This window comes from Caballeronia sp. AZ1_KS37 (assembly GCF_023631165.1).
Taxonomy (GTDB): Bacteria; Pseudomonadota; Gammaproteobacteria; order Burkholderiales; family Burkholderiaceae; genus Caballeronia; species Caballeronia zhejiangensis.
In genome coordinates this window covers 1-22813 of sequence record NZ_JALQDP010000038.1, presented here as the reverse complement: position 1 = coordinate 22813, position 22813 = coordinate 1, and the positions used below count along the sequence as shown (strand labels likewise).

At 57.9% G+C, this 22813-nt stretch carries 19 protein-coding genes; 9 read left to right on the top strand and 10 right to left on the bottom strand.

Translation table 11 applies throughout. The annotated features are described in order from the left end of the window. Positions 1-16: 16 nt before the first annotated feature. From NCS00_RS25795 to NCS00_RS25785, 3 genes are all read right to left on the bottom strand, one after another. Positions 17-1606 carry an endo-1,3-alpha-glucanase family glycosylhydrolase gene (locus NCS00_RS25795; protein WP_250441346.1) on the bottom strand — a complete coding sequence of 530 codons (1590 nt, stop codon included), beginning with the start codon at positions 1604-1606 and terminating at the stop codon, positions 17-19. Next, entirely contained in the window at positions 1603-3909 is a 2307-nt protein-coding gene (locus NCS00_RS25790; protein WP_250441345.1) for a GNVR domain-containing protein, read from the bottom strand. The genes NCS00_RS25795 and NCS00_RS25790 overlap by 4 nt, the downstream gene beginning before the upstream one ends. 187 nt (positions 3910-4096) lie before the next feature. Then, positions 4097-5536 (bottom strand): lipopolysaccharide biosynthesis protein, encoded by a 1440-nt coding sequence (locus tag NCS00_RS25785; RefSeq protein ID WP_235366189.1) that lies wholly within the window; start codon positions 5534-5536, stop codon positions 4097-4099. 379 nt (positions 5537-5915) lie between these two features. Between NCS00_RS25785 and NCS00_RS25780 the strand changes: the two genes are divergently transcribed. After that, a complete protein-coding gene (locus NCS00_RS25780) occupies positions 5916-6935 on the top strand; it encodes a phytanoyl-CoA dioxygenase family protein (protein WP_250441344.1) in 1020 nt (339 codons plus the stop codon). Positions 6936-7005: 70 nt separating this feature from the next. Here the strand turns inward: NCS00_RS25780 and gmd are convergent, their stop codons facing one another. The 3 genes from gmd to NCS00_RS25765 all read right to left on the bottom strand — a co-directional run bounded on the left by gmd (position 7006) and on the right by NCS00_RS25765 (position 10044). Then, the gene (gene gmd, locus NCS00_RS25775; protein WP_175980257.1) at positions 7006-8124 is read right to left on the bottom strand and encodes a GDP-mannose 4,6-dehydratase; all 1119 of its coding nucleotides are present in this window, start codon (positions 8122-8124) and stop codon (positions 7006-7008) included. A 79-nt stretch (positions 8125-8203) separates the two neighbouring features. After that, positions 8204-8683: a cupin domain-containing protein gene (locus NCS00_RS25770; protein WP_250441343.1), complete on the bottom strand. Its 480-nt coding sequence runs from the start codon at positions 8681-8683 to the stop codon at positions 8204-8206. 203 nt (positions 8684-8886) lie between these two features. Then, positions 8887-10044 carry a glycosyltransferase gene (locus NCS00_RS25765; protein WP_250441342.1) on the bottom strand — a complete coding sequence of 386 codons (1158 nt, stop codon included), beginning with the start codon at positions 10042-10044 and terminating at the stop codon, positions 8887-8889. A 316-nt stretch (positions 10045-10360) separates the two neighbouring features. On the opposite strand from NCS00_RS25765, the gene NCS00_RS25760 reads away from it, so the two are divergent. From NCS00_RS25760 to NCS00_RS25750, 3 genes are read left to right on the top strand one after another with little or no spacing between them, the layout of a single operon-like run. Then, the gene (locus NCS00_RS25760) at positions 10361-11779 is read left to right on the top strand and encodes a glycosyltransferase family 4 protein (RefSeq protein ID WP_250441341.1); all 1419 of its coding nucleotides are present in this window, start codon (positions 10361-10363) and stop codon (positions 11777-11779) included. Between the two features lie 60 nt (positions 11780-11839). Then, entirely contained in the window at positions 11840-12466 is a 627-nt protein-coding gene (locus NCS00_RS25755) for a DapH/DapD/GlmU-related protein (RefSeq protein ID WP_250441340.1), read from the top strand. Between the two features lie 55 nt (positions 12467-12521). After that, entirely contained in the window at positions 12522-13778 is a 1257-nt protein-coding gene (locus NCS00_RS25750; RefSeq protein WP_250441339.1) for a glycosyltransferase WbuB, read from the top strand. Between the two features lie 11 nt (positions 13779-13789). Here NCS00_RS25750 and NCS00_RS25745 read toward each other — a convergent pair whose 3' ends face one another. From NCS00_RS25745 to NCS00_RS25730, 4 genes are all read right to left on the bottom strand, one after another. Next, entirely contained in the window at positions 13790-14881 is a 1092-nt protein-coding gene (locus tag NCS00_RS25745; RefSeq protein WP_250441338.1) for a GlxA family transcriptional regulator, read from the bottom strand. Between the two features lie 672 nt (positions 14882-15553). Further along, positions 15554-15994, bottom strand: coding sequence for a cupin domain-containing protein (locus NCS00_RS25740; protein ID WP_033536022.1), 441 nt, complete (start codon positions 15992-15994; stop codon positions 15554-15556). A 554-nt stretch (positions 15995-16548) separates the two neighbouring features. After that, positions 16549-16851: a protealysin inhibitor emfourin gene (locus NCS00_RS25735; protein WP_033536023.1), complete on the bottom strand. Its 303-nt coding sequence runs from the start codon at positions 16849-16851 to the stop codon at positions 16549-16551. Positions 16852-16948: 97 nt separating this feature from the next. Further along, complete coding sequence (locus tag NCS00_RS25730; RefSeq protein WP_250441337.1) at positions 16949-18022, bottom strand: M4 family metallopeptidase; 1074 nt, start codon at positions 18020-18022, stop codon at positions 16949-16951. Positions 18023-18490: 468 nt separating this feature from the next. Between NCS00_RS25730 and NCS00_RS25725 the strand changes: the two genes are divergently transcribed. The 5 genes from NCS00_RS25725 (at position 18491) to NCS00_RS25705 (ending at position 22597) form a co-directional block, all read left to right on the top strand. Beyond that, on the top strand, positions 18491-20314 hold the full coding sequence (locus NCS00_RS25725; RefSeq protein WP_175980262.1) for an alpha/beta fold hydrolase: 1824 nt from the start codon (positions 18491-18493) through the stop codon (positions 20312-20314). Between the two features lie 313 nt (positions 20315-20627). Then, complete coding sequence (locus NCS00_RS25720) at positions 20628-20885, top strand: hypothetical protein (RefSeq protein WP_008346270.1); 258 nt, start codon at positions 20628-20630, stop codon at positions 20883-20885. A gap of 43 nt (positions 20886-20928) precedes the next feature. Beyond that, positions 20929-21186 carry a hypothetical protein gene (locus NCS00_RS25715; protein WP_008346268.1) on the top strand — a complete coding sequence of 86 codons (258 nt, stop codon included), beginning with the start codon at positions 20929-20931 and terminating at the stop codon, positions 21184-21186. A gap of 448 nt (positions 21187-21634) precedes the next feature. After that, on the top strand, positions 21635-21892 hold the full coding sequence (locus NCS00_RS25710) for a hypothetical protein (protein ID WP_008346266.1): 258 nt from the start codon (positions 21635-21637) through the stop codon (positions 21890-21892). A 447-nt stretch (positions 21893-22339) separates the two neighbouring features. Then, positions 22340-22597, top strand: a complete 258-nt coding sequence (locus NCS00_RS25705) for a hypothetical protein (RefSeq protein WP_008346270.1) — start codon at positions 22340-22342, stop codon at positions 22595-22597. The last annotated feature ends 216 nt before the right edge of the window (positions 22598-22813 follow it).

Sequence of the window (22813 nt, the reverse complement as noted above, 5' to 3'; positions counted from 1 at the left end):
TCGTTTGTTGAGCGCGCTACTGGCTGCATACCAGACTTACGGGCGAGCGCGCCGATCCTCCGCCGATGTATAACGGGTCCTGCGCCGCGCCTACCGAGACGATCGATGTGGTCGACGTTACCTGTGCGACTGTGGCTCCATTGCGGATAATGGCGAAGCTCGGTACGCCGGAGACCGCCGGAACACGGAATACGTTCAAGCCCGCCACGCCATTCGACGTGTGGTCCGTTCCGCCGGAGGTTATCCGCAAGACAGCGGGCGCGGTCAGGAAGGCGACCATTTCGATGTCGTTGACGACTGAGCCCACGCCTTCTTCGACCATCGCGGTCTCCGGCGTCGAAGACTGGCCCGGCGTAAAGATCTGCCTGCGATGAAAGTAGAGAATGCTATCCCGAACGATCGGCGGCGGATTTCCGGTCTTGGCCCATTCGATGTAGTAAGCCGCGAGATCATAGAAGGCATACTGCGTACCCACAGAGGGCGAGACGTGAGTCGATTCCGAGTAGTCGTTCCAGGTGACGAGCTGCACGTAGGCTGGATCTCGCGACGTCACCTGAGACCACTGCGCCCGAAAGAGTGCGGAATTCTGCGCTTCCCAGAACACCGAGTCTTTTGGCCGTGAATCCTGAGGCGCGACGGGCGTCATGATATCTGCACCGAACGATTCGAGATTTGTAAGCGCCTGATCTTCCCAACCGCCTTTATCGGTCGATTCCGGCACCGTTCGAACGCCCCAGAACGAAAAGGAATTCGTGATTGTGCGAAAGTCGGCGGATTTGGCGGGATCGAGAAGAATGGGAATCAACGTGACGTTCACGCCTGCAGCCGCAGCTCCGCGAATCACATCCGACCAGAAATTCTGGCTGACGTTCTCCGCGTAGAACGGCGCAATTGCAAGGCTTCCGTCGGCCATTCGATACGCGTTCTTCTGTCCTGCAATGACACGTATGGCCGCGACCATATCCGACACACTGACACCATCGAGCGCCGCCATATCCGGTTCGGCCAGAATCTTGAAGTCGGGCGCGACATGCTGTGCAACGGAATAGACCCGCATCACGTCGTCCCATAGCGAGCCGCTGTTGATTTGCAGAAGGTCTACGCCGAAGCCGTCTATGTCAATCTTCCTCGCGCGCAGTATCTCCACGGCCAGGGCGCGCTGCTTATAGACGTTAGTGGTGTAACGGGCCAAAGGTAAGGGCCGGTCGCGCAGATAGCCGCCAACGCTCGCGTATTTGCTTCCTTCACCGGAGCGATTCAGATACTCCGTGCAATAGTAATCGGAACGTGCCGGAAGGTTATCGATAGAGAGAGGAAATGGAGTGAAGTAATGAGCAAATACAATAGGTCGACGCCCGGTTCCTATGAGCGCAGTGCTTATCGTGAAAGGCAATGCCGATGCCGGTGATTCCGTATCGACGATCGACTGTGCGTTTTTCTGCAAGGCGGTCCATTGGGCGCTGGTAAGATCGGCGGCGCGCGTCGAAGTCGACGCCACGGAGACCACCGAGGCCAGCGCAAAGACCGCTACAGCGCGACGGGATCCGTCATGACACCCGCGGGCTGCGGCGGCCCGGCCGACGCTACACATTTGCAGATCGTTCATGTCTCGTGAAGTCCCGATGGACGAGGCGCGATGCCGTCGCGAATCGCGTCGCGTTGCGTGGTCAGTGAAGCGCCGCCGAAGGCGCTCGGCGAAGCGCGCGAGTTGCCGGCCGTCGAAGACGACTCGGCGCCGACGACGGGGGCGGCTGTCAGCGCGTTATGTTTTCTGCGGCCCAAGGTATTAAGCACGGCCCCGGTTACCCGAACGCCGATCGATTCGAACGCGTCGACGCAAGCTGTCAGATCGGCGATTCTCGATAAATTCGCTCGCGCGACAATGAACACACAACCCGCCTGCCGCGCCATGACGAGCGTCTCGGCCGCGCTGAGCACCGGCGCAGCATCAAGGATGACGAACTGGTAACGCTCGCCAACCGACGTCAGCGATTTTCGTAGTGTATCCCTCGAAAGGCTGGAAGGTACTCCGTCCGTTCGCACTCCGCTCGGCAATAAGTCGAAGTCACCTGCGGAGCCGATCCGAACGACCTCGTCGAACGTGCTGCGTCCGGAGATAACATCCGATAGCCCGGGCGCAGATCCGGCGTTTCGCCTCTTGGATAAGCGTCCCGCGCGCGCGTCGGCATCGATCAAGAGCACGCGCGCGCCGCTCTGAGCAAGTTGAGCCGCGACTTGCTCCGCTACGAATGATGTTCCCGTCCACGCATTGACCCCGCTAAAAACCGCAATGCGAGAACCGGACTCGAGCATCTTATGCTCGAAGATGGCAGAAAATCGACGCAGGCTCTCGATCGACGGCGCTCTGGATGTGGTATTCGCGCCTGCACGAGCAACGTCGATACCTTGGCGATACGATGCGGCCCCTGCTACGTTTCCGAACGCGCCACTCACAAACACAGGCAAACCCGTGCGCCGCTCGATATCATCGGGACCGTCGATTTTGCCCGACCATGCTTTTCTCGCGAGCGCGAGCAGAATTCCCAGAAAAGCGCCGCCAACAATTCCGAGCACAACAATGAGCAATCGCCGTGGCTTTATCGGATCTTCAGGAAGCGTGGCGTCGTCGATCAGTCGTACTTCATTCACCCGGCCGGCCTTGATGAAGCGTAACTGCTGCATGTTCGCCAGCAAGCCTGCGTAGAGTTGATTGTTGACGCTGATATCGCGTGAAAGCCGAAGCGCCTGTTGCTCGAGTTCCGGCAACATTCGCGCTTCGGCTTCCAATTGCGTGGCACGCGCGCTCAGTGTAGTGATTTGCCGATCCACCGCAAGCACCGTGCTGTCGTCTTTCGTGAACCTTCGCAGAAGTTCCTGCCGTTGCACTTGGAGATCCGTCATCTTGGCCTGCACGTCGGCCAGCTGTCTGATGACGACGTTCGCTTGCTCGCTAAGATTGACTGAGCCCGTCTCGTTCTTGAACCGGCTGAACCGGTCCTCCGATTTCTCTATCTGACCCTTCAGTATCGGCAGTTCCGTGCTCAACGCCTCCATCGATTTCTGTGCGTCGGCGCTTCTTCTCGCCTCTTCACTTGCGACATAGGTCGTGCCGATTGCATGAAGTATGTTTCGAATGAAAACCGGATCGGTGCCTTCCAGGGATGCGCTAACGATATTCGATTCTTTCCCTCGCTCCGTGACGCTCAGTCTTTCCTGAAGCTTTTCGACCACTGCCGATCGCGATAACCGCCGAAGATCGAAAACCTGACCGGCACCTCCAGGAAGCGCATCGATCTTCAACGCGATCGCACCGCGCTTCGTCTCGAAGTTTTCCAATGTCGATACGTTGCCCTTAAAAGTCTCTCCGTCGGGAGTTAAAAGACGATAGTGTCCGTTGCCTTCCGACACTACTTCCAGTGCCTTCTTGCGCAGGCCTTCGGGCACTTCTGCAATCGAAGCCAAACCCGGTTGAACGCCGCCTACCTCGGCCTCGCCGGTGATTCTGCGCCACGCGGCGCCAAACTTCGATTGCGCGCGAGTCCAGATATCGCGACGCGGAGTGAGCGAGATGTCCAAATGCATCGGTGCGATAGCTGATTCCAGCACGCTGCGCGACGTGATCTTCTGGACTTCGGCTGCAGCGCGAGGCTTCACCGCGAACAGTGACGACACATCTTCGAGCGAGCTTCTGCCCGACGATTCGGGAGGCTCCTGAACCTGCAGCAATATGCTTGTTTGATAGATCGGCGTTGCGAGGATCGCGTACTCGCACGCGACGCTGCCAACGATTACGGTCGTCCCGACGATAACCTTATAGTTGCGCTTCAGAAACCGTATATACGATTCCGTGACCGTTTCCGCGCTATCGCCACGTGGCAAGGCAACGTCGTCTGCGAAGTCCTTAGTCATCTGTAGCGCTCCGGCAATCGTCAGAAAAGAATGCTCGTATAGCCGATCCAATACTCCACCCGCTCCGACAGCCTTGAATGTAGCCAGCCCGCCGCTGCGCCGGCTTGCTTGACCGAATGTGGCAAGACATTGGCGCGAACGGCATCGTGGTTGAAGACGTTACTGCGCTTTCCTGCCGGTCGTTCGCTTATGCGGAAGTCGCACCTTTGTCGTCGAACACGCTCAGATGCGCGAATATGCGCTTTCTGAACAGGAACAGGTACACGCAGTAGTCAGACACCAGGCTTGCGATCACCGTCGACCACACCACCCAGGCGACTTCATGGAATGTGGACACGAGCCAGAATTTGAGCGACAAGGCGAGCGCACAACTCACACACACCGCGACCAGTTGTGATTTCAGCTCGCCGACGCCGTTTAGAAAGATGCCGAAAGCATTGCCGAACGCATCGACTACCGACATGACCGCAACCGCGCAGAGCAGCGCGACGGGAATACTAAGGTGGTTGCCGACCCACTTGCTCAGAAGCCACGAGGAGGCGGCGAATATCGATCCGCTGGTCACGATGGCGATCGCACCGGTGCCGAGCATCGACAGCTTTAACGTCATCGACAGGAAATTCGTGTCGCCCCTCGCCTTCGCATCGGCATAGAGGCCCCACAGCGGCACCGTCAGCATCGAGATCCCGACAGTAAGGAACTGGAACAGACGCTGTGCGACGGCGAGCTTCGCGACTTCCGTCACGCCCAATAACTTTGCGACGATGAGCGCGTCGAAGCCGCTTGCGCACATGACGCCGACCTGCAGTCCGAAAAACAACGATCCCATGCTGAGGATCTTCTTCGAATCAGTCCACATCGTCGAGTGCGCCCCACCCGAAATCAAGCCGAGCAATCCTTGTCGATTCAATCGCACAACGAGACACGACGACATGCAGATCTGAATGCCATAGGTGACGAACAAGAGCCACGGAATTGATGCTTGACGCAGACAACACCAATACAAGAGCGGCAGCGATATCAGATAACCGATCGAGCTGACGATATGCTGTTCCCAGCCTCTTTGAAGGCCATGACATACACGCTTCACTCCACCGAGAGGAATGTTCAGGCAGGTTAGAACGAGAAAGAGCGTCGCGGCCACCAGCGTTTCATCAGCGGCGTCAGCGCTATGGCCGAAGACGAGGCGCAAGTCGAATATGTGGAGCGCAGCGTACAAACAGATTCCGCAAATCGCGCCGACAGTGCCGAGCAGCCATACCCCATGTGTGATCAGCTCACGAATGCGCCGAGCATCTTCATTCGCTCGCGCCCCTGCAACGAGATTGAGAAGCGCATTGCCTATGCCGAAGTCGAGCATGGCGAGCGTTGCGGCGAGACTCGAGAACGTCATCCATACGCCGAAACGTTGTTGGCCCAGATACGGCAGCGTCCACGAGACGGATGCAATCAGGACAATGAACGCCAGGCCGGAACTGCAGACGTTGCACGCGATCGTAAGCGCAGCTCGCCGATATCGATCCCTGTCGCGTCCTTCCGATCTGCCGACGCCGAATGGCAACATTTCGAACAGACGCGAGGACATCGCGAAGAGGGCACGGCGCGAGGCGGCCAAAGGTGGTGGCATCGCTCAGGCTCTGTCGAGCATCGCAAGCACGCATTCGATCTTCGTCACGTCCATGCCTCTCCCCGGTGGTTTCACGCCCGACGCGATCCTGCGGAAATTGGCTGCTCGCGGCACATGTCGACCCGTGAACCACCTTCGCACGTGCACGAAGCATAGGAGCGCACGTCTGGCCGATGACGGAGTTGACGGAATATGCCATGAGGTTGGCCGAATCGGGTCGATGTGTCGGGAGAGCGCTCACACCTCGCCCTGTCTCGGCCAATTCCTTGCCGACATCCGCCTTGCATCGGTCAATGAGCTGTGCGCGACTAGTATGGCCTGTTGACGATCCACCGCGTGCCGTGTCGGCTTGACACGCGACTTACGACCGGAGAATCAAATGGCAAGCTTGCCTTTCGACGCCGCAGAACCAGGTCTCAATGAAGAGGCGATCGAGCACTCGTCGCCTGACATTTCCGTTCGAGCTGGCTTATCGTGGAGCCAGACGGAGAAGGCGCTCTTCACTCGCGAATTCCTTTCTGTCAATCCCGAACAGGTAGTCGCAGAGCTGAATCAAAAAGGATACTTTGCGTTTCCTTCCGCCCTTGCACCAGCGGCCATCGAACGCATAGAACACGATTCGACTGCAACGAAGCTGGGCCTGAACGTCAACAAGGTCGCCGGTGTATTCTGGGAGAAGCAATACTATCTGACGAACCTGCTCGCCGTGTCGAAGACCTTCTACGACTTCGCGACCTCATCATTTGTTTTCAGGGTCTGCGAAGGATATCTGGGCGACAAGTTCAGACTCAAGGCGCTGAGATACTACGAAACGTACGGCGGGCACCACATGCAGTGGCATACCGACAACAAGACCGACAAAGCCTTCGCTCATATTCCCGGAATCATCTTTATCTTCTATGTCTCCGATGTCGACGACGGCGAGTTCCAGTACATCGAGGGCTCGCATCTCTGGTCCGGAGAAAAGGCGTATAGCGACTACACGGATGAGTTCATCGCTGATATCCTCGCGTCGGACGTCAAGAGCTTCAAGATGCCGCGCGGATCGCTCGTCATTTACAACACCTACGGCATTCATCGAGCGAGACCCGTATCCGACAAGAACTTCGTCAGGAAAAGCGTGTTCTTCCAGGTTGACAGTGAAATACAGAAGTCCGAGCCCATCATCGTGAACACGGAATTTATTTCGGAAGTCAACGAACGAACGTCGATGTTCCTCGGATTCGGACAGCCCTCGGAGTATGACGTCTTTCCAAAGACCTCGATGAACACTGCGCCGCTCGATCGAACGATGATGTCCGTGCTGGGCGAATATCTTTTCTTCCGCTTGACACGCGCGGGATTCGCTAAGCTGCCTCGGGGTCTGCAACCGCTGATCCGCAGGTTAGCCGGAAAATGAACCGACTCTGCGATCAAAGGCCCGCTGGCCGCGAAGCCAGCGGGCCCAGTCGACACTCGCACGTGCGCGCTTATTCGTGATGTTCCAGCGCACGGTATCCGGCTAGGGTGATCAGAGCATCGCGCTTCGCTATCTGATAATCGGACTGCACCATTTCCTTGACGAGCGCTGGAAAAGTCACCGTTGGCGCCCAACCGAGTTTCGCGTGAGCATTCGACGGATCGCCCAGCAGGGTCTCTACTTCCGTCGGCCTGAAGTAGCGAGGATCGACACGCACAATCACGGTCCCTGGCGCGACACGGCATTCCTTGCTGGTGATCCGCTCCACGATCGCGACCTCGTCGACACCGCTGCCCTCGAAGCGCAGAACGATACCGAGCTCCGCGGCAGCAAGTTGCACGAATTCCCTCACACTGTATTGCACGCCGGACGCGATCACGAAGTCCTCCGGCTCGGGCTGTTGCAGCATGAGCCACTGCATCTGAACATAATCGCGTGCGTGTCCCCAGTCGCGCATTGCGCCCAGATTGCCGAGATACAGGCAGTCCTGCGATCCGATTGCGATGCGAGCAATCGCGCGCGTGATCTTACGCGTGACGAACGTCTCTCCACGAACCGGCGATTCGTGGTTGAACAAAATGCCGTTGCACGCATAGATGCCATAAGCCTCGCGATAGTTCACCGTGATCCAGTACGCGTACAGCTTCGCAACGGCATACGGGCTTCGCGGATAAAAAGGCGTGGTTTCCCGCTGGGGTATTTCCCGGACCAGCCCATATAACTCGGATGTCGATGCCTGATAAAAGCGAGCGCTTTTCTCGAGACCCAATATGCGCATCGCTTCCAGTATTCGCAGAGCGCCCAGACCGTCCGCGTTGGCCGTGTATTCGGGTTCCTCGAACGAGACCGCTACGTGACTTTGCGCGGCGAGATTGTAGATCTCGTCCGGTTGAACGCGCTGGATGATACGCAGGATGCTCGAAGAATCGGTGAGATCGCCGTGATGCAAATGAAACCTTCGCTGCGCTACGTGATCATCTTCGTAAAGATGGTCGATACGGTCGGTGTTGAAGAGCGATGAACGGCGTTTGACGCCATGCACCTCATATCCTTTATCGAGCAGGAATTGAGCGAGATAGGAACCATCCTGACCGGTTATTCCGGTAACAAGCGCGACCTTATTCGGCATCGTTTCTTCTCCTCTTATGCCAAGTCACATGCGAACAACAATCTCAGGGTCTTGATGCCGCTTTCTTCAACGCCGTAACTCACGACCGCGGTTCGAATCGAACCTTGTCGTGATCGCCCATGTAAGGCCCTTGTTTCACCTCGATGAAGGCCGCGTCCTCGAGCATTTCGAAGCCGTGACCGCCCGCGGACAGCAATATGACGTCTCCGGGCCCAAGTGTCCGGCTCGTCACATAGTGCAGGTTCGCACCATAAAGATCGACGCGAACGCGTCCTCTTTTGATCAGCAGAACTTCTTGCGTCAGCTTTACTTCACGCGCCATGATGTTATGCACATGCGCGCATATCTTCGTTCCGGCGGCATGCTCCATATGCGCGAGTTGCTGCGAGTATTCGCGCGGCGTGAAAAAATTCACGCCTTCTCTCGAGAAGGAAGCACGGATGATAAGAGCAAGTGTGACGCCTTCGTGAGCGATGATATCGACGCTTTCTTCAACCCCAATGTCCTGCTCGGCCGAAAATACCCTCATGATGTGTCCCGACTGGAGAATGTCCGACATGGACGCGCTTTGAAACGCGTAGCAGAGGCCAGAACGCGCATCGTCCGTAACTGAAGCTTAGCGCCCGTTGTGATTCGTCTCTCGTCAAGTGACGGAATCTGGCAAGGTGTTGACCGATTCGCGTCGCGGCTCCACCCTTTCTCGTCATATAAGTCGCGCATGCGAAGGTCGCGCGCACGAACGCACGTATCTTGCCTCGATCATTAGGCGCGGCCGTCACTCATCAGCGAAATATATTTCCTGGCCGCGCGAGATACATGAAAGCGGTCGTCGAAGCACTGCCTCGCAGCTGATCTCATCGCATCCTTTTCATGCTCCGGCAAGCTCGTCCATTGCATGAGCAACCGAGTGATGCCGGGCAGCGTATCCACATCGACGAGGCCCGCTCGGTCCGCCACGACTTCCTGCCAGATTCCGACCTTGTCGGTCAGTAGCACCGGCACGCCGCATGCGAGCGCCTCGGCCACCACGACGCCGAAGTTCTCCTGATGCGAAGGTAAGACCATGACGTCCGCCGCCCGCAACAAGGACCACTTGTCCGCGCCCGTCACCATATCGATCCAGGTGATTTTCCTGGCAAGCCCGAGTTGCTCGGCTTCACGACGCAGCTTCGCCGCGACGCCGTTGTTGTCAGGCCCCGCAATAACTAGTTGATAGTCGTTCGCGGCGTCTCGCAGATCATGAAAGGCGCGAATCAACAGGTCGCAGCCTTTCTTTTCATGGAGCCGCCCTAGAAACAACATCAACTTCTTGTCATTCGAATGCCCAGACGCGCGCCACTTTATAACCTCTGCCTTTTCGATCAAAGGTGGCGGCACGGTGCCGATCGTCATGGTGTTTTCCTTGGCGCGATATAGCGGGAATGCTTTGCGCGCGAGGGTTCGCTCGCTATCCGTAGTGAAAAGAACGCCTTTCGCGTTGCTCAGGACGTGTCGTTCAACGAATAACCAATAGACAAGCTTCTTCGCGAACTTCAGTGGATGGCCTATGTTGAACCATGGATCCAGCATTCCGTGCGGCATGACGAAGTATGGAATCTTCCGCGGACGCAGCGAAAACACGGCCGCCGCGCTATGAAACTGCCAAATGCCATCCACGACAATCGCATCGTATTGCCTGCCATGCTCGATCAGCCAGCGAACGAGGCGGAAGTTGAACGAGTATTTCCCTGCATGGTGTCCAAGGCGGACCACTTGATCGAACACAGCGTCATCTGACGTGTCGGCATGGGCCGAAGGATCGAGACAGACGATATCGACCGTGTGTCCAAACAGCCGCAGTTCTGCGGCGAGCTTCTTGATTGCCTCCGCCGGGCCGCCACTCCTTGCCTCGATAGACGGAATGATGTGGAGCGTTTTCAAAGACGTTCTCCAGTGAGCCAGGACGCATGCGGGAGCGGCAATGTTCGTCGACACCTTTCGACAGCCTCGTGCAACGCCCCGGAAAGGCATCGTAGCGCCGCGGATGCCCGGCAAGGTCCGTTGGCGGAAATCATCAAGCTTTTGGCCGGGCGTCCGCGTGCTGAGTCCGCGGCGATGGCGGGCGCGGTCTCACTCATCGGTCAGCCAACGTCTTGCCGTCATCCGTCATAACGGGTCGCGCGGATATACGGCAGGCTATCGTTAGACCAGCCCACGATAGACGATCCGATATTGATCGTGTCGCTGTGAACGCAACATGTCCTTTCTTCTGCGGGGAACTCAAGATATGTTGTTCAAGAGAGCCGCTTCGAGCACTACCTATCAAAGTGATCTGGCAGTTCCCCGATTCGCCCATCGCCGCGTTGAAACTCGTGAACATGCGAGCGGCGCGGATGTCACCGGCATCGGCTTTCATGTCCGGCCGATCCGGATGGTGGTCTTTATCGAACTGGACAATTCAGTAGGCGGAGGATTTCAGCAAGCGACGAACGCTGCGCTTCTGGCCAAGCGCCTGCCGCCCGAACTCTGTAACGTGACCTTCATCACGACGCGCAGGTCCGCGATCGAAGAACTGCATCGGAATGGAATCGATGCTCGCTATCTTCGCGTTCACCGCTGGCAAAAGCTGCTTGCGCGTTTCCATGTCATGTGGCGCCTGCTCAATCCGCCTCAACTATTCAGAAAGCACGTGTACTTCAATTGGCTCGACCGGTCTTTACGGGAAATGGGCGCGGACCTCGTCTACTTCACGGGTCCGTCCTATCTGGCTCTCGTGACTGCACAATTCAGCTATCTCTTTACGGTCTGGGATCTGGCGCACCGCGATGAAGTGGACTTTCCTGAAGTTCGCTGTGGCGGCGAGTTCGAGCGCCGCGAGCAGATCTATCAACTTGCGCTGAAGAAAGCGACCGGTGTCGTAGTCGATTCAGAAGCGGGACGCGATAACGTGATCCGACGATATGCCGTCGATGAGGAACGAGTTCATGTGATTCCCTTTTCTCCTGCGATTGGAACGCAGTTGCGCGAGCATGAGCTTGATCATCCGGATCGCTTTATCGACATCAAGGCAAAGTATGGCCTGGATTGCGACTACGTCTACTATCCCGCCCAGTTCTGGCCGCATAAGAACCATGTCTATCTATTGCGGGGATTGCGCAGCCTGGAGGATCGCTTCGGGATCAGGGTCGGCGCCATATTCTCTGGGCGCGACTTCGGCAACCTGGCTCATGTACGCTCAGTGGCCGATGAGCTCAGGCTGGCGGACCGAATCCGCTTTGCAGGCTTCGTGTCCGATATCGAAGTGACCTGCCTCTATCGTCAGGCGGTCGCATTGGTGATGCCCACGTATTTCGGTCCCACGAACCTGCCGCCCTACGAGGCGTTTCAGCTTCGCGTGCCCGTGCTGTATTCCGACCTGAAGAACCTGCGAGACCAGATTGACGACGCGGGGCTTCTCATCGATCTTGTGAACCCGGACAGCATGGCCGATGCACTTCGTGAGCTCATCATCGACCCCGACCTGAGAATGCGGCTGATCCAGCGAGGCAAGCAGCGCATCGAATCCTTGACGGACGACCGCAGGCTGTCGGTGCTTCGTCATGCACTGGAGACGTTTCGAGTGCGCCGTATGTGCTGGCAGCCCTCTCCGAAGATGTCCCGGATTGGCGACAGTTAAGTCGATCTGTCCGCACCGCCAATACCTGAAACGTGCAACGACTGCTGGGAGAGCTTCCAAATGGCGTCAGAACTCCTCACCGACAATGCGGTGTCGAACGCGGAAACCCTTGTCCACGACGTCAAGGACGAGCACCCTGCCAATCGCATCATCGATCTCAGCCGAGCAGGAAAGGGCAACTATGAGAAGGCGCGATCGACGCTCATCGAAGCACTATGGTTTGTTGTCGAAGCCTGCGTCATCAATAACAAGCTCAACCCGTTTTCGAATGTGCGAGTTGCGTTACTCCGTCTCTTCGGCGCGAAGATAGGCGTCGGTTGCCGCTTCCTGCAACAGCTTCGCGTGAAAGCACCGTGGAATCTCGAAGTGGGCGATCACTCATGGTTCGGCGCCGATGTGTGGATCTATAACCAGGCGCCCATCCGCGTCGGATCGCATGTGTGCATTTCACAAGGCACGTTCCTCACAGCCGGCTCGCACGCAATGAGCACGACGATGAATCTGAGCGTTGCACCGATCGTCATTGAAGACGGCGTGTGGATCACGGCGAATTGTGTCGTGCAAATGGGCGTGACCATCGGCCGTTCGGCGGTCGTTACACCGCTTTCCGTCGTACATCGTTCGCTCGAGCCCGAAGGCGTTTATGGCGGCAACCCATGCCGCTTCATTCGCAAGCGCTTCGATTGAAAGTCAGCGCGTTCGGCGCGCCGACTTTTCAGTTTCAACCACATTGGGTGGCTCGATGAAAGTGCTGATGATCTCGCTCAACTACGCCCCGGAAGTAACCGGGGTTGGAAAGTATTCTGCCGAGCTGGCGGAATGGCTTGCATTGCGCGGACATACGGTACGCGTAATCACCGCTTCTCCGTATTATCCCGAGTGGCGCGTTCGCGCCGGCTATAACTCGCACACATACGTGACGGAACAGCTCAACAATGTTTCGGTGATACGCGTGCCCTTCTGGTGCCCGAAACGCCCTTCGGGCTTGAAGCGCATATTGCATCTGATGAGCTTCGCACTCTTCTCCATTCCCGCCGCGGCAGTGCAAATCGCGTGGCGTCCGCAAGCCGTATGGCTCGTCGAGCCGCCCTTGTTCGCGTCGCCCATGGCGCTGTTGGCAGCGCGCATCGCGAGTGCATCGTTCTGGCTTCACGTACAGGACTACGAGGTCGATGCCGCTTTCCGGCTTGGAATCCTGAAGGGCCGTGCGGCGAAGAAGCTCGCATCGTCCGCTGAAAAATGGCTGATGTCGCGCGCCGACGTGGTCTCCACACCTTCAGCCGCGATGACGCGACTGGCGGTGCAAAAAGGCGTCCTATGCGAGAACGCTTTTACATTTCCGAATTGGGTCGACATGCAGCATGCACAATCGGACAGCGCGGATAATTCGTTTCGCGGGCAACTCGCTCTCGGTCGCGGCGTGCAGGTCGTACTCTATTCCGGCAATCTCGGGCTCAAGCAAGGTCTGGAAGTTATCGCGGATGCGGCAAAGCTTCTCGCGTGGCGCGAGGACATCATGTTCGTGATCTGCGGTGCCGGGCCCGCAAGATCGTTCCTGCTCGATAAGGCCCGCGACTTACCCAATGTCAAATTCCTCGATTTGCAGCCTAAAGAGCGCTTCCACGAACTGCTCGCGCTCGCGGACATGCATGTTCTGCCGCAACGCGCCGATGCCGCCGATCTCGTCATGCCATCGAAGCTCGGCGCCATGCTGTCGAGCAATCGGCCGGTTATCGCCACGGCGAATGAAGGCACCGAGCTATGGGACGTCGTGAATTCCGTCGGCCTCGCGGTCGAACCCGAGTCTCCGACTGCATTGACTAAAGCCATACTTCGTCTCGCCAATGACCGCTCGCTTCGTGAGCGTCTTGGTGCGCTCGGCCGACAATACGCGGCATCGAATCTCGCCAAGGAATCGATCCTTCTGCAATTCGAGGCGCGTCTGCGTAGTTCGGTCAAGGCCAAACGAGGTGTCGGCGATCAGGCGCCGACAACCTGAGCGCTTCGCTCTCAGCGCTTATTCCGGCTTCGTGCGCGAAATTCGGTTGGGGACATCGAGAATTCCTTGCGGAATAGCTTCGACAGTCTCTCTCCGTTGCTGAGGCCCGTTCGACGGGCGATCTTGTCGACCGGAAGATCGCTATTTTCGAGCAGCTTGCAAGTGAGATCGAGCCGCGCGCGAAGCAGATATTTCGAAGGCGTGACGCCGATCTCGCGCTTGAACAGACGCAGGAAGTTGCGCTCGCTCATCGAAGACATGCGCGCTGCATCGACGACGGATATCGCCTTTGCGCAGTTCAGCACGAGCCAACGCGCCGCCGCGCGCGCCTTCTCGGCCAGCGTCGTGTCATACATCTCTTCGAACGCCGCCTCGAGCGACAAGCCTCCGCCCGATTCGAGACGGTCCGCGACACGCATAGCCAGATCGGCGCCCAAGTCCTTCTTGACGAATGCAAGCGATGTCATCAATGCCTGATCGCGTTCATGCTCTGATAGGGTTTTGGTCGCCGAACTGGGCGGAATATCCTGCTTCATCGAAGGCCAGTCCCGCGGCGTAACGCCCGCGGCCGACAAGAGCATGTGCGCGTTTCCCATCGCGGTAATGGTGACGCTCTTCCCGCTCGCGCGTCTCAGGAGCTCCATAAGATTGTCGTCCGAGGACGCGCGTGCCACGCCGCTGCCTCCTGCGACGAAAAGGTTATCGAGACTATCGAATTTTCCTCCGGCGAGTTGTTCCGTCCACACGGACATGGAAGAAGAACACGAGACCGTACCCCCGCGCGCCGATACCAGATTCACGCGATATTTCAAAGAATGATTCGCTGCTTCGGATTGCAACTCGTTCGCCACATGCAGCGCTTCGGCGAGGGTGCCTGCGGCCAGCAAAGAGAAACCATCGTATAAAACAATGCCGATGTGCTTGATTACCGTCGAATCATGCATCGCATACGCGCAGTCGCCAGCGACGGACGTAGCTTCGAGGACGTCAGTTGAGGTTGACATCGCGGAGCCTCCAATTCGTTGCGTTAGTGTTATTCCTTCCGAACGAGCGTGTCGACTGTGGGCGTCGTTTAACTTTTGGGAGTCACCAGGCGTTCTCACAGACGCAGGTTACAGGTAAGAAAAAATTGCGTCGAGGCAACGATAAAAATAGACATCCATATGAAAAAACTTCTTAATCGCTCGCGGCGTTGAACGGATACGCACGTTCGTATGGACAGACGGCATAGTCGTGGACGGTACTTTTGCAAACGCCGGCATGATCGCACTCGCAATCGTTTGCTTTCGTAGCGTTTCGCGAAGTTAGGTGAAGAAGCGTATTCGCGCAGTGCCGAGCAATACAAAAGCGGGCGCGAATTCGCGCCCGCCTCTCGCCGGAAGTTCTTTACGGATGCAGCAGAATCAAAAGCTATCCCGCGTTGCGTTCAAATCATATGTTATGACGAGCATGCGTCGATTGATTCGCCAAAGGCTAATGCGACGTTTCGCCATAAGTTCTCCATGAGCAAAGAGCCAATTCGCATCACGCGCGGTCATGCATGCCGGCATTAGCGCGTTTGATTCTTTTCTGCGAATCGGCGGCAGATGGCATCGGCAATGAACTAAAGCGCTGGCGTATTACGGACTACTCCGGCGTGCCACGCGCCTCGCAGGGACTCGGGAACCGTGCGCTCTCCTGCCTGATCCGTTCGCAATGCCTTGACCAATGGACGAGGTTATCCATCGCGTGACTCATCACTTCGATAGTTCCGTGATGTTCTTCGAAGGAGATTGTCAGAGCGACGTGCGAGGCAGATAGCCGCTCGGCTTGCCCTGCAATCTGCGGCTCACCTTGAGCGCGAACAACACAGGCTTCGTGATGTGCGGACGAAGGATGGCATGCTTGCGCACATACTTAGGAACGTACCACTGAGATCGCGTGCCCGCGTAAAACAATGCGGCGTGTCCCGCGCGCAGCGTGCGCGGTTCCTGACCTTCGGCGGTAATGATGACTTCGCCTTCGATCACATAGATGGTCTCGTCTTGCTCGAAGTACCAGTTGAAGCGGCCGGCAGTGCAATCCCAGACCCACGAGGAGGTCGTCGTGTCGAGACTTTGCGACCATCTGCCACTGCGGGCGACAGGATTGCCTTCGAGTATCCATGCGGGGTCGATCGGATCTGGTTCGAGCAACACATCGTCTAGACGTACGGACTCGAAAACGGGAGTTGGCATGAAGTCTCCTTATAGTGCGGCTTGATCGGTCATCGAAAGAGCGGGAGAGAGTCTGCGCTCGCTCATTCAGCAATCTGGCTCCGTCAAGGTTTCGGCGCCTTGCGCATTTACAGACAAAGAGGCAAGGAAAACGTTCATCATCAACATTACAGTCTGTAATGTTTGGCAATCTTATACAGCACGCCGGGATTGCGCAAACGAGAAACCGGTGTTTTGTATGAGCCAACGCACATACATAATTCTTGAATCCTAGCCTCGGTCTAAGGCTGGTTTGATAGCTCGCGCGGGTGAGGTGATCGAACGCGAGAACGGCAGTCGCGGAAGTTATCGAGCGATTGCCGTTCTGCCTTTGATTGACGTGTAGATGCTTCTGATCGCCGCCGATCGATCGACGGAGGGCATCTCGATGATGATCGAAGCAGAACTTTGGCGGGCTTCATAGACACTCCGTTTGAATGTATGGAATCAGCAAACTGCAAGCACATCTTACGAAAGCAGAGTTAGCTGGGAATTATCCAATTCAGCCGAAGTGTCGACGCATGCACAGCCGGAAGTTAGCGATGTCCATGCCGCTTGATGAACTCCATCAAGGCGGCAAAGGCAGGGGGTATGGAAGGATCGGCGGCCTGAAGGTGAAGCGTATCGTCGCCATCGACATGGATCCGATAGGTGCGGCCGTCCGGAACAGGTTTCGTTGCGCGTGGCCTCGATGCGCTTGCCTCGGCACGCGCCGCCACGACGAGATGCGCGAATGCAACGCCATCGTCGGGCGAAAGATCCTTCTCGTCGAGAACGATCGGCCGTGCAAGTCCGGGAAAGGCAGCTAACCCGCCATCGGTCGTCAGCTCCGCGTGCATTGAAGGCTCCCACGACGATTGATGTGAAGCGCAGCCCGCGCACACCAGCGCCGCGCCCGACAACAGGAGCGCGGCGAAGATGCGAGCGCGCGCACGATCACAATACACCGACTTCGTGCCATCCCTTCTTGACCGCCGATGCCTCCGCGCTGCTCGCGCCATATAGCCTGCTCGCCGTAGTTAGCGTCAGCTTCGCGAATGTCTTGAAGGTCGCGGTCGGCTTGAGGTGCGAGTCGGTCAGCGTCTCATACCAGATTCGCCCCGCCTTCTCCCAAGCATATCCGCCGATTTCAAGAGCGATCATGCAGAACGCCTTGTTTGGAATGCCTGAGTTGATATGCACGCCGCCGTTGTCCTGCGTCGTGCGAACGTACTCGCTCATGTCGGCGGGCTGCGGATCCTTTCCGAGCCTCGGATCGTCGTAGGCCGTGCCGGGATTCTTCATCGAGCGAAGCGCGACGCCATTGACGCCCTTCGCGAGCAATCCCTCGCCGATAAGCCAGTCCGCCTTGTCCGCCGTCTGCTTGTGCGCGTATTGCTTGATGAGCGAGCCGAACACATCCGATATCGACTCGTTCAGCGCGCCCGCCTGCGTCATGTAATTCAGGCCGGCGGTATGTTCGGTCACGCCATGCGTCAATTCGTGACCGATGACATCCAGTGCAATGGTGAAGCGGTTGAAGAGCTCGCCGTCGCCATCGCCGAAAACCATCTGCTGCGAGTTCCAGAACGCGTTGTCATAGTCCTTGCCGAAATGGACGGTGCCGATGAGCGGCATGCCCGCATCGTCGATCGAATTGCGATGAAACACCTCCAGATAGAACTCGAAGGTCGCACCGAGACCGTCATAGGCTTCGTTGGCGGCATCGTCTTTTACGGGCTTTGCGCCTTCGGTACGAATGACCGTGCCGGGCAACGTTTCAGTTTCGTCGGCCGTGTAGATCGTGCGATGCGCGGAAGGCGCGGCGGCAGTGGGCATCGGCGCTGCGCGCCGGACTGCGAGCGTGGCCTCCACGGCACGGAAGGACCGCATCGTGTGATCCTTCGACAGCGTGTCGATGGCGATCTCGCGCTCCTTCGCGTCGCCATGCTTCGCGATGTGCTCCAGCATGTGCGGCGGCAGAATGCAATAGATGGAGTGAGGGCGTCCGGGTTTCAGGCGAGTGCACATGATCGTCTCCTTGGCGAATCGAATCGATGGATTGAGCGCGGCCACGACGAAAATCTAGACGATGCCTCCGAATAGTCAATAGATGCCCTTCTACCATTGCCAAGCGCTATGGCGATCCTCGCGAACCGCTTCATTCCGGCTTTCCGTTCATGTAGATCTCCTTAGCTTTTTTTCGTACCAAGAGACGCGAATGTGCGATAGCGAACATTGCATCGACGTCTAGACGACCGGTCTCGTGCATGCATGGCGGTATCCCCATGCATGCGGCAAAACATCACTTTGTTGTCCAGCGCACCGAAGGCCAGAAACGAAAGGAGGTTAAATCTTGCAAAACGTGCAATGAGAACCTCAACAAATGCGCGACCTAAATAAAACATCGAGCGGCCCAGGGATTCAGTGCGTTGCCAATATCGCTTCTTACCGAAGCGAGCGCCTATGCGTCGGTAATTTTGGAAGTGGGGCCGACGCATGACGCCGATCGTCTTCGGAGGCCGCTTCGGGTGGCTTCACGTCGGCCATGGAAGCCACGGCGTCGTGCTATGCAACCCATTCGGGCATGAGGAAGCGTGGGGCCACAAGGCCATGCGCTATCTGGCCGAAGAGCTTTCCCGACGCGGCATTCCGGTCTTGCGCTTCGACTATCTGGCGACCGGCGATTCAGTCGGCATCGATCATGAGAGCGATCGGGTCGATCACTTCATCGCGGATATCGGCGCGGCTATCGAACGTTTGCGACAGGAAACGGGCGTAACGAAAGTCACGCTGTGCGGCTTGCGTCTGGGCGGCACACTGGCTGCGCTGGCATCGCATCATCCGCTGGTGGATTCGCTCGCGCTCCTCGCGCCCGTGGTCAACGGACGCCACTATCTGCGCGAACTCACCGCGCTGCGACAGACGTGGGTCGAAAATCTTCCCGTCGTCGTGAGAGCGGTGCAGGTCGATTCGCCATATCACGTGCTCGGTCAGGTTTATAGCGAAGCGTTTCGCAGCCGCCTGAGCGGGCTCGATCTCGGCAAGGCGATGAGTCATCAGTCCGCTCTGCCCAAGCGCGTGTTCGTGGCCGACTTGCGGCCGGGCGCGAGCCGGTCGCTATGCAACGTATTGCTCGATCGAGGCGTCGACGTGCAGACGGAAGCCTTCGACGACTACTTCGAATTCATGCAGGAGACTGCATCGTCGGTCCTGCCCGAGAAGACGCTCAAGCGCGCGGCGCAATGGATCGAGGAGGGCGTGGCCGAAGGCATGGCCCGCGATCTCAAGCCGGCCCGCACGAGAAAGGCAGCGCGGCCGAGCATGAGCGACGATGCGATCATCGAAACGCCGGAAGCGATCGAGCGCCCGGTGATCTTCGGCGCTGCAGGACTCTTCGGCATCTTGTGCGAGCCGCGCGACGGACTGCCGGGCGGCCCTGTGATCGTCATCACGAATACGGCGGGCAGCGTGCATCAAGGCGACAGCCGGCTGTCCGTCCGCATGGCGCGGGAGATGGCACAACGCGGCATCGCATCGTTGCGCTTCGATGCGCGTGGCATCGGCGACAGTCCCGCACGTTCGCCGGATGGCACGCACGACACCGTTGCGTCGATTCATGCGCAAACCACGATCGAGGATGTCGCGACCGCAGCTGCATGGCTCAAACGCAAGGGCTACGATAACGTCGTTGTGTTCGGCATCTGCTCGGGTGCATATAGCGCGTTGCGCGCTTCGCTGATCGAGCCGGCTATCGGCGCTGTCATCGCCGTGAATCTGCAGCGCTTCCATGTACCTGAGCATCTGACGCTGCAAGAGCTCAGAGCGCAGCGGCGCAACACGATGGCGCGTCTCGGACCCGCGATCCTGAAGCCGCAAAAATGGTGGCTCGTGCTGAGCGGCAAGCGCGGACTCAAGCCGATCCTGAAAGCTTTCGCATCGAATGCGGCGGCGCGGCTGCAATCGCAGATGCCCGGTGTGACGCGCAAGAAGGTCGTTCAGGCGGATCACGGTTCGCTCACGGATCCGCACAGCATCGTCCATGCGCTCGAACGCAAAGGCGTGCGCACGCTGCTCGTGTACGGCGCAGGCGACGAAGGTCTCGATCAACTGAACGCGCATTTCGGCAGGCACGGCAAGAAGCTGTCTCGAACGACGCGCGTCCGGGCCGCCGTGTGCGGCGACGTCGATCACGCGCTCTACGACACGCGCGCGCTCGCCACCGTGATCGCGATGTCCGACACCTTCATCAAGGATCTGAAGCCGGAAAGCGCGCCGGTCATGGAACCCATTGCGCCGCTCGGTGTTTCTCCGCAGCTCTAAGCTGATCTTCATCTCATCGACTCTGATACGGGACGCGGCTCGTCCGCGCACGCGCGTCCCGTATCGTTGACCACGCTGTTCGTCGGAATCCGACAAGTCCCCGCCCTCTGTTTCTCTGCGGCCCACACTTCGGCCTCGCCTATTGCGGATGGTTTCGGCGCGCAAATCGCGCTTCCACCCCGCAATCCCTTTCCTATCAGGCCGGCGAGTTAACCGAACAGGTCCTCTAGTAGCCGCTGGCACAGCCCTCGCATATGTAGCTGCGAGCGCAACGATTGGTGCTCATCCAACCAACCAAGTCAGGAGCTACATCATGTTGAAGATCGACAACCTCGCTGTCAGCAAAGAACTCGGCCGTGCTGAAATGGGCGCCATCGTCGGCGGTTCCAGCATCTTCCAGAACAACGGCATCAACGCCAACGTCAACGGCGGCTTCTCCTTCGCCAGCCCGCAAACGAACGTCGCGCCCGTCACGCAAGTCGATGCCTCGCAACACACCGACGTCGACGTGAAGAACATCACCAAGTCGCTCGCTTCGGTCGGCAGCCTGCTTGGCGGCGTCGCACTCTGATTCCCCATCTCATCGCAATCATCCACGCATCCGGAGAACCATCATGTTGAAGATCGAATCCCTCGCAGTCAGCAAAGAACTCGACCGTGAAGAAATGGGCGCTATCGTCGGCGGCTCCAGCATCTTCCAGAACAACGGCGTCAACGCCAATGTCAACGGCGGCTTCTCGTTCGCCAGCCCGCAGACCAACGTCGCGCCCGTCACGCAAGTCGATGCTTCGCAACATATCGACGTCGACGTGAAGAACATCACGAAGTCGCTCACCACGGTCGGCAGCGAAATTCTCGGCGCGAAGCTGTAAGCATCATCCCTCGAAGGGAGAAGGAACCGACGACGTTTCCTTCTCCTTCTCGTCATTGTTCCGAAGGCCGCACGCGCGCAATGCGCGGATTGACCAGGCCGCTCCTCTTTTGGCTTTTTTCCGCTAAGGCAATCGCCTGCAAGTGGCTTTGTCACCAGCGTTGTACGGTGCGTGCATGTGATATGGGCTGTTTCACTGAGCCCGTCGCATTCGTGTACGCGGACCGTCGGTCGTGCGCCGACATGTTCGGCGATCTGTCATCGCGCAGCCGACGAATCGATGCGCCTCTCGTTCGTGAATGATGCTGTAGATGCCCGGTGAGCCTTGCTATTCAATGGATCGGCCTAACCGGACAACATCCGGACGCTTCTGGCACAGCTCTCGCATATGGAGATGCGAGCGCAACGATTGGTGCTCACCCAACCCAACCCGTCCCAGGAGACACATCATGCTGAAGATCGAAAACCTCGCCGTTAGCAAAGAACTCGGCCGTGCTGAAATGGGCGCCATCGTCGGCGGCGCGAGCATCTTCCAGAACAACGGCATCAACGCCAACTACAACGGCGGCTTCTCGTTCGCCAGCCCGCAGACCAACGTCGCGCCCGTCACGCAAGTCGATGCTTCGACGCACACCAACGTCGACCTGACGAACGTGACGAAGACGCTTGATTCCGTCGGCAGCCTGATCGTGGGCGGAAAGCTGTAAGGCATCGTCTACAAGGGGAGAAGGGACAACGCTGCTTCCTTCTCCTTGCTTCTCTTCGCTGTACTCCCTTCCTGCCGGTTCTTCCTTCCCCAAGTTGCGACCCAACGCTCGATGCGAGCGCTGTTCGTCTTTTTCATCGACACTTCGGATTCCGTAGTTTCGTCTCTCTTCTTGCGGCGTGAAACGTGTCGCGTGTCTTATTACCTTGCGTGTTCGCCGGCTCCAGACATGTTTCGAGTATCTGTCTTTGGACGGCCGACAGCCGGCGACCATTAGCGACCTGGACTGCGCGTAGAGATCTGCTTTGATTACCTCGATTTTGTATGTCGATCAATGACTTGCATTAACCGAACAGATCCTCTAGTAGCCGCTGGCACAGCCCTCGCATATGTAGCTGCGAGCGCAACGATTGGTGCTCATCCAACCAACCAAGTCAGGAGCTACATCATGTTGAAGATCGACAACCTCGCTGTCAGCAAAGAACTCGGCCGTGCTGAAATGGGCGCCATCGTCGGCGGTTCCAGCATCTTCCAGAACAACGGCATCAACGCCAACGTCAACGGCGGCTTCTCCTTCGCCAGCCCGCAAACGAACGTCGCGCCCGTCACGCAAGTCGATGCCTCGCAACACACCGACGTCGACGTGAAGAACATCACCAAGTCGCTCGCTTCGGTCGGCAGCCTGCTTGGCGGCGTCGCACTCTGATTCCCCATCTCATCGCAATCATCCACGCATCCGGAGAACCATCATGTTGAAGATCGAATCCCTCGCAGTCAGCAAAGAACTCGACCGTGAAGAAATGGGCGCTATCGTCGGCGGCTCCAGCATCTTCCAGAACAACGGCGTCAACGCCAATGTCAACGGCGGCTTCTCGTTCGCCAGCCCGCAGACCAACGTCGCGCCCGTCACGCAAGTCGATGC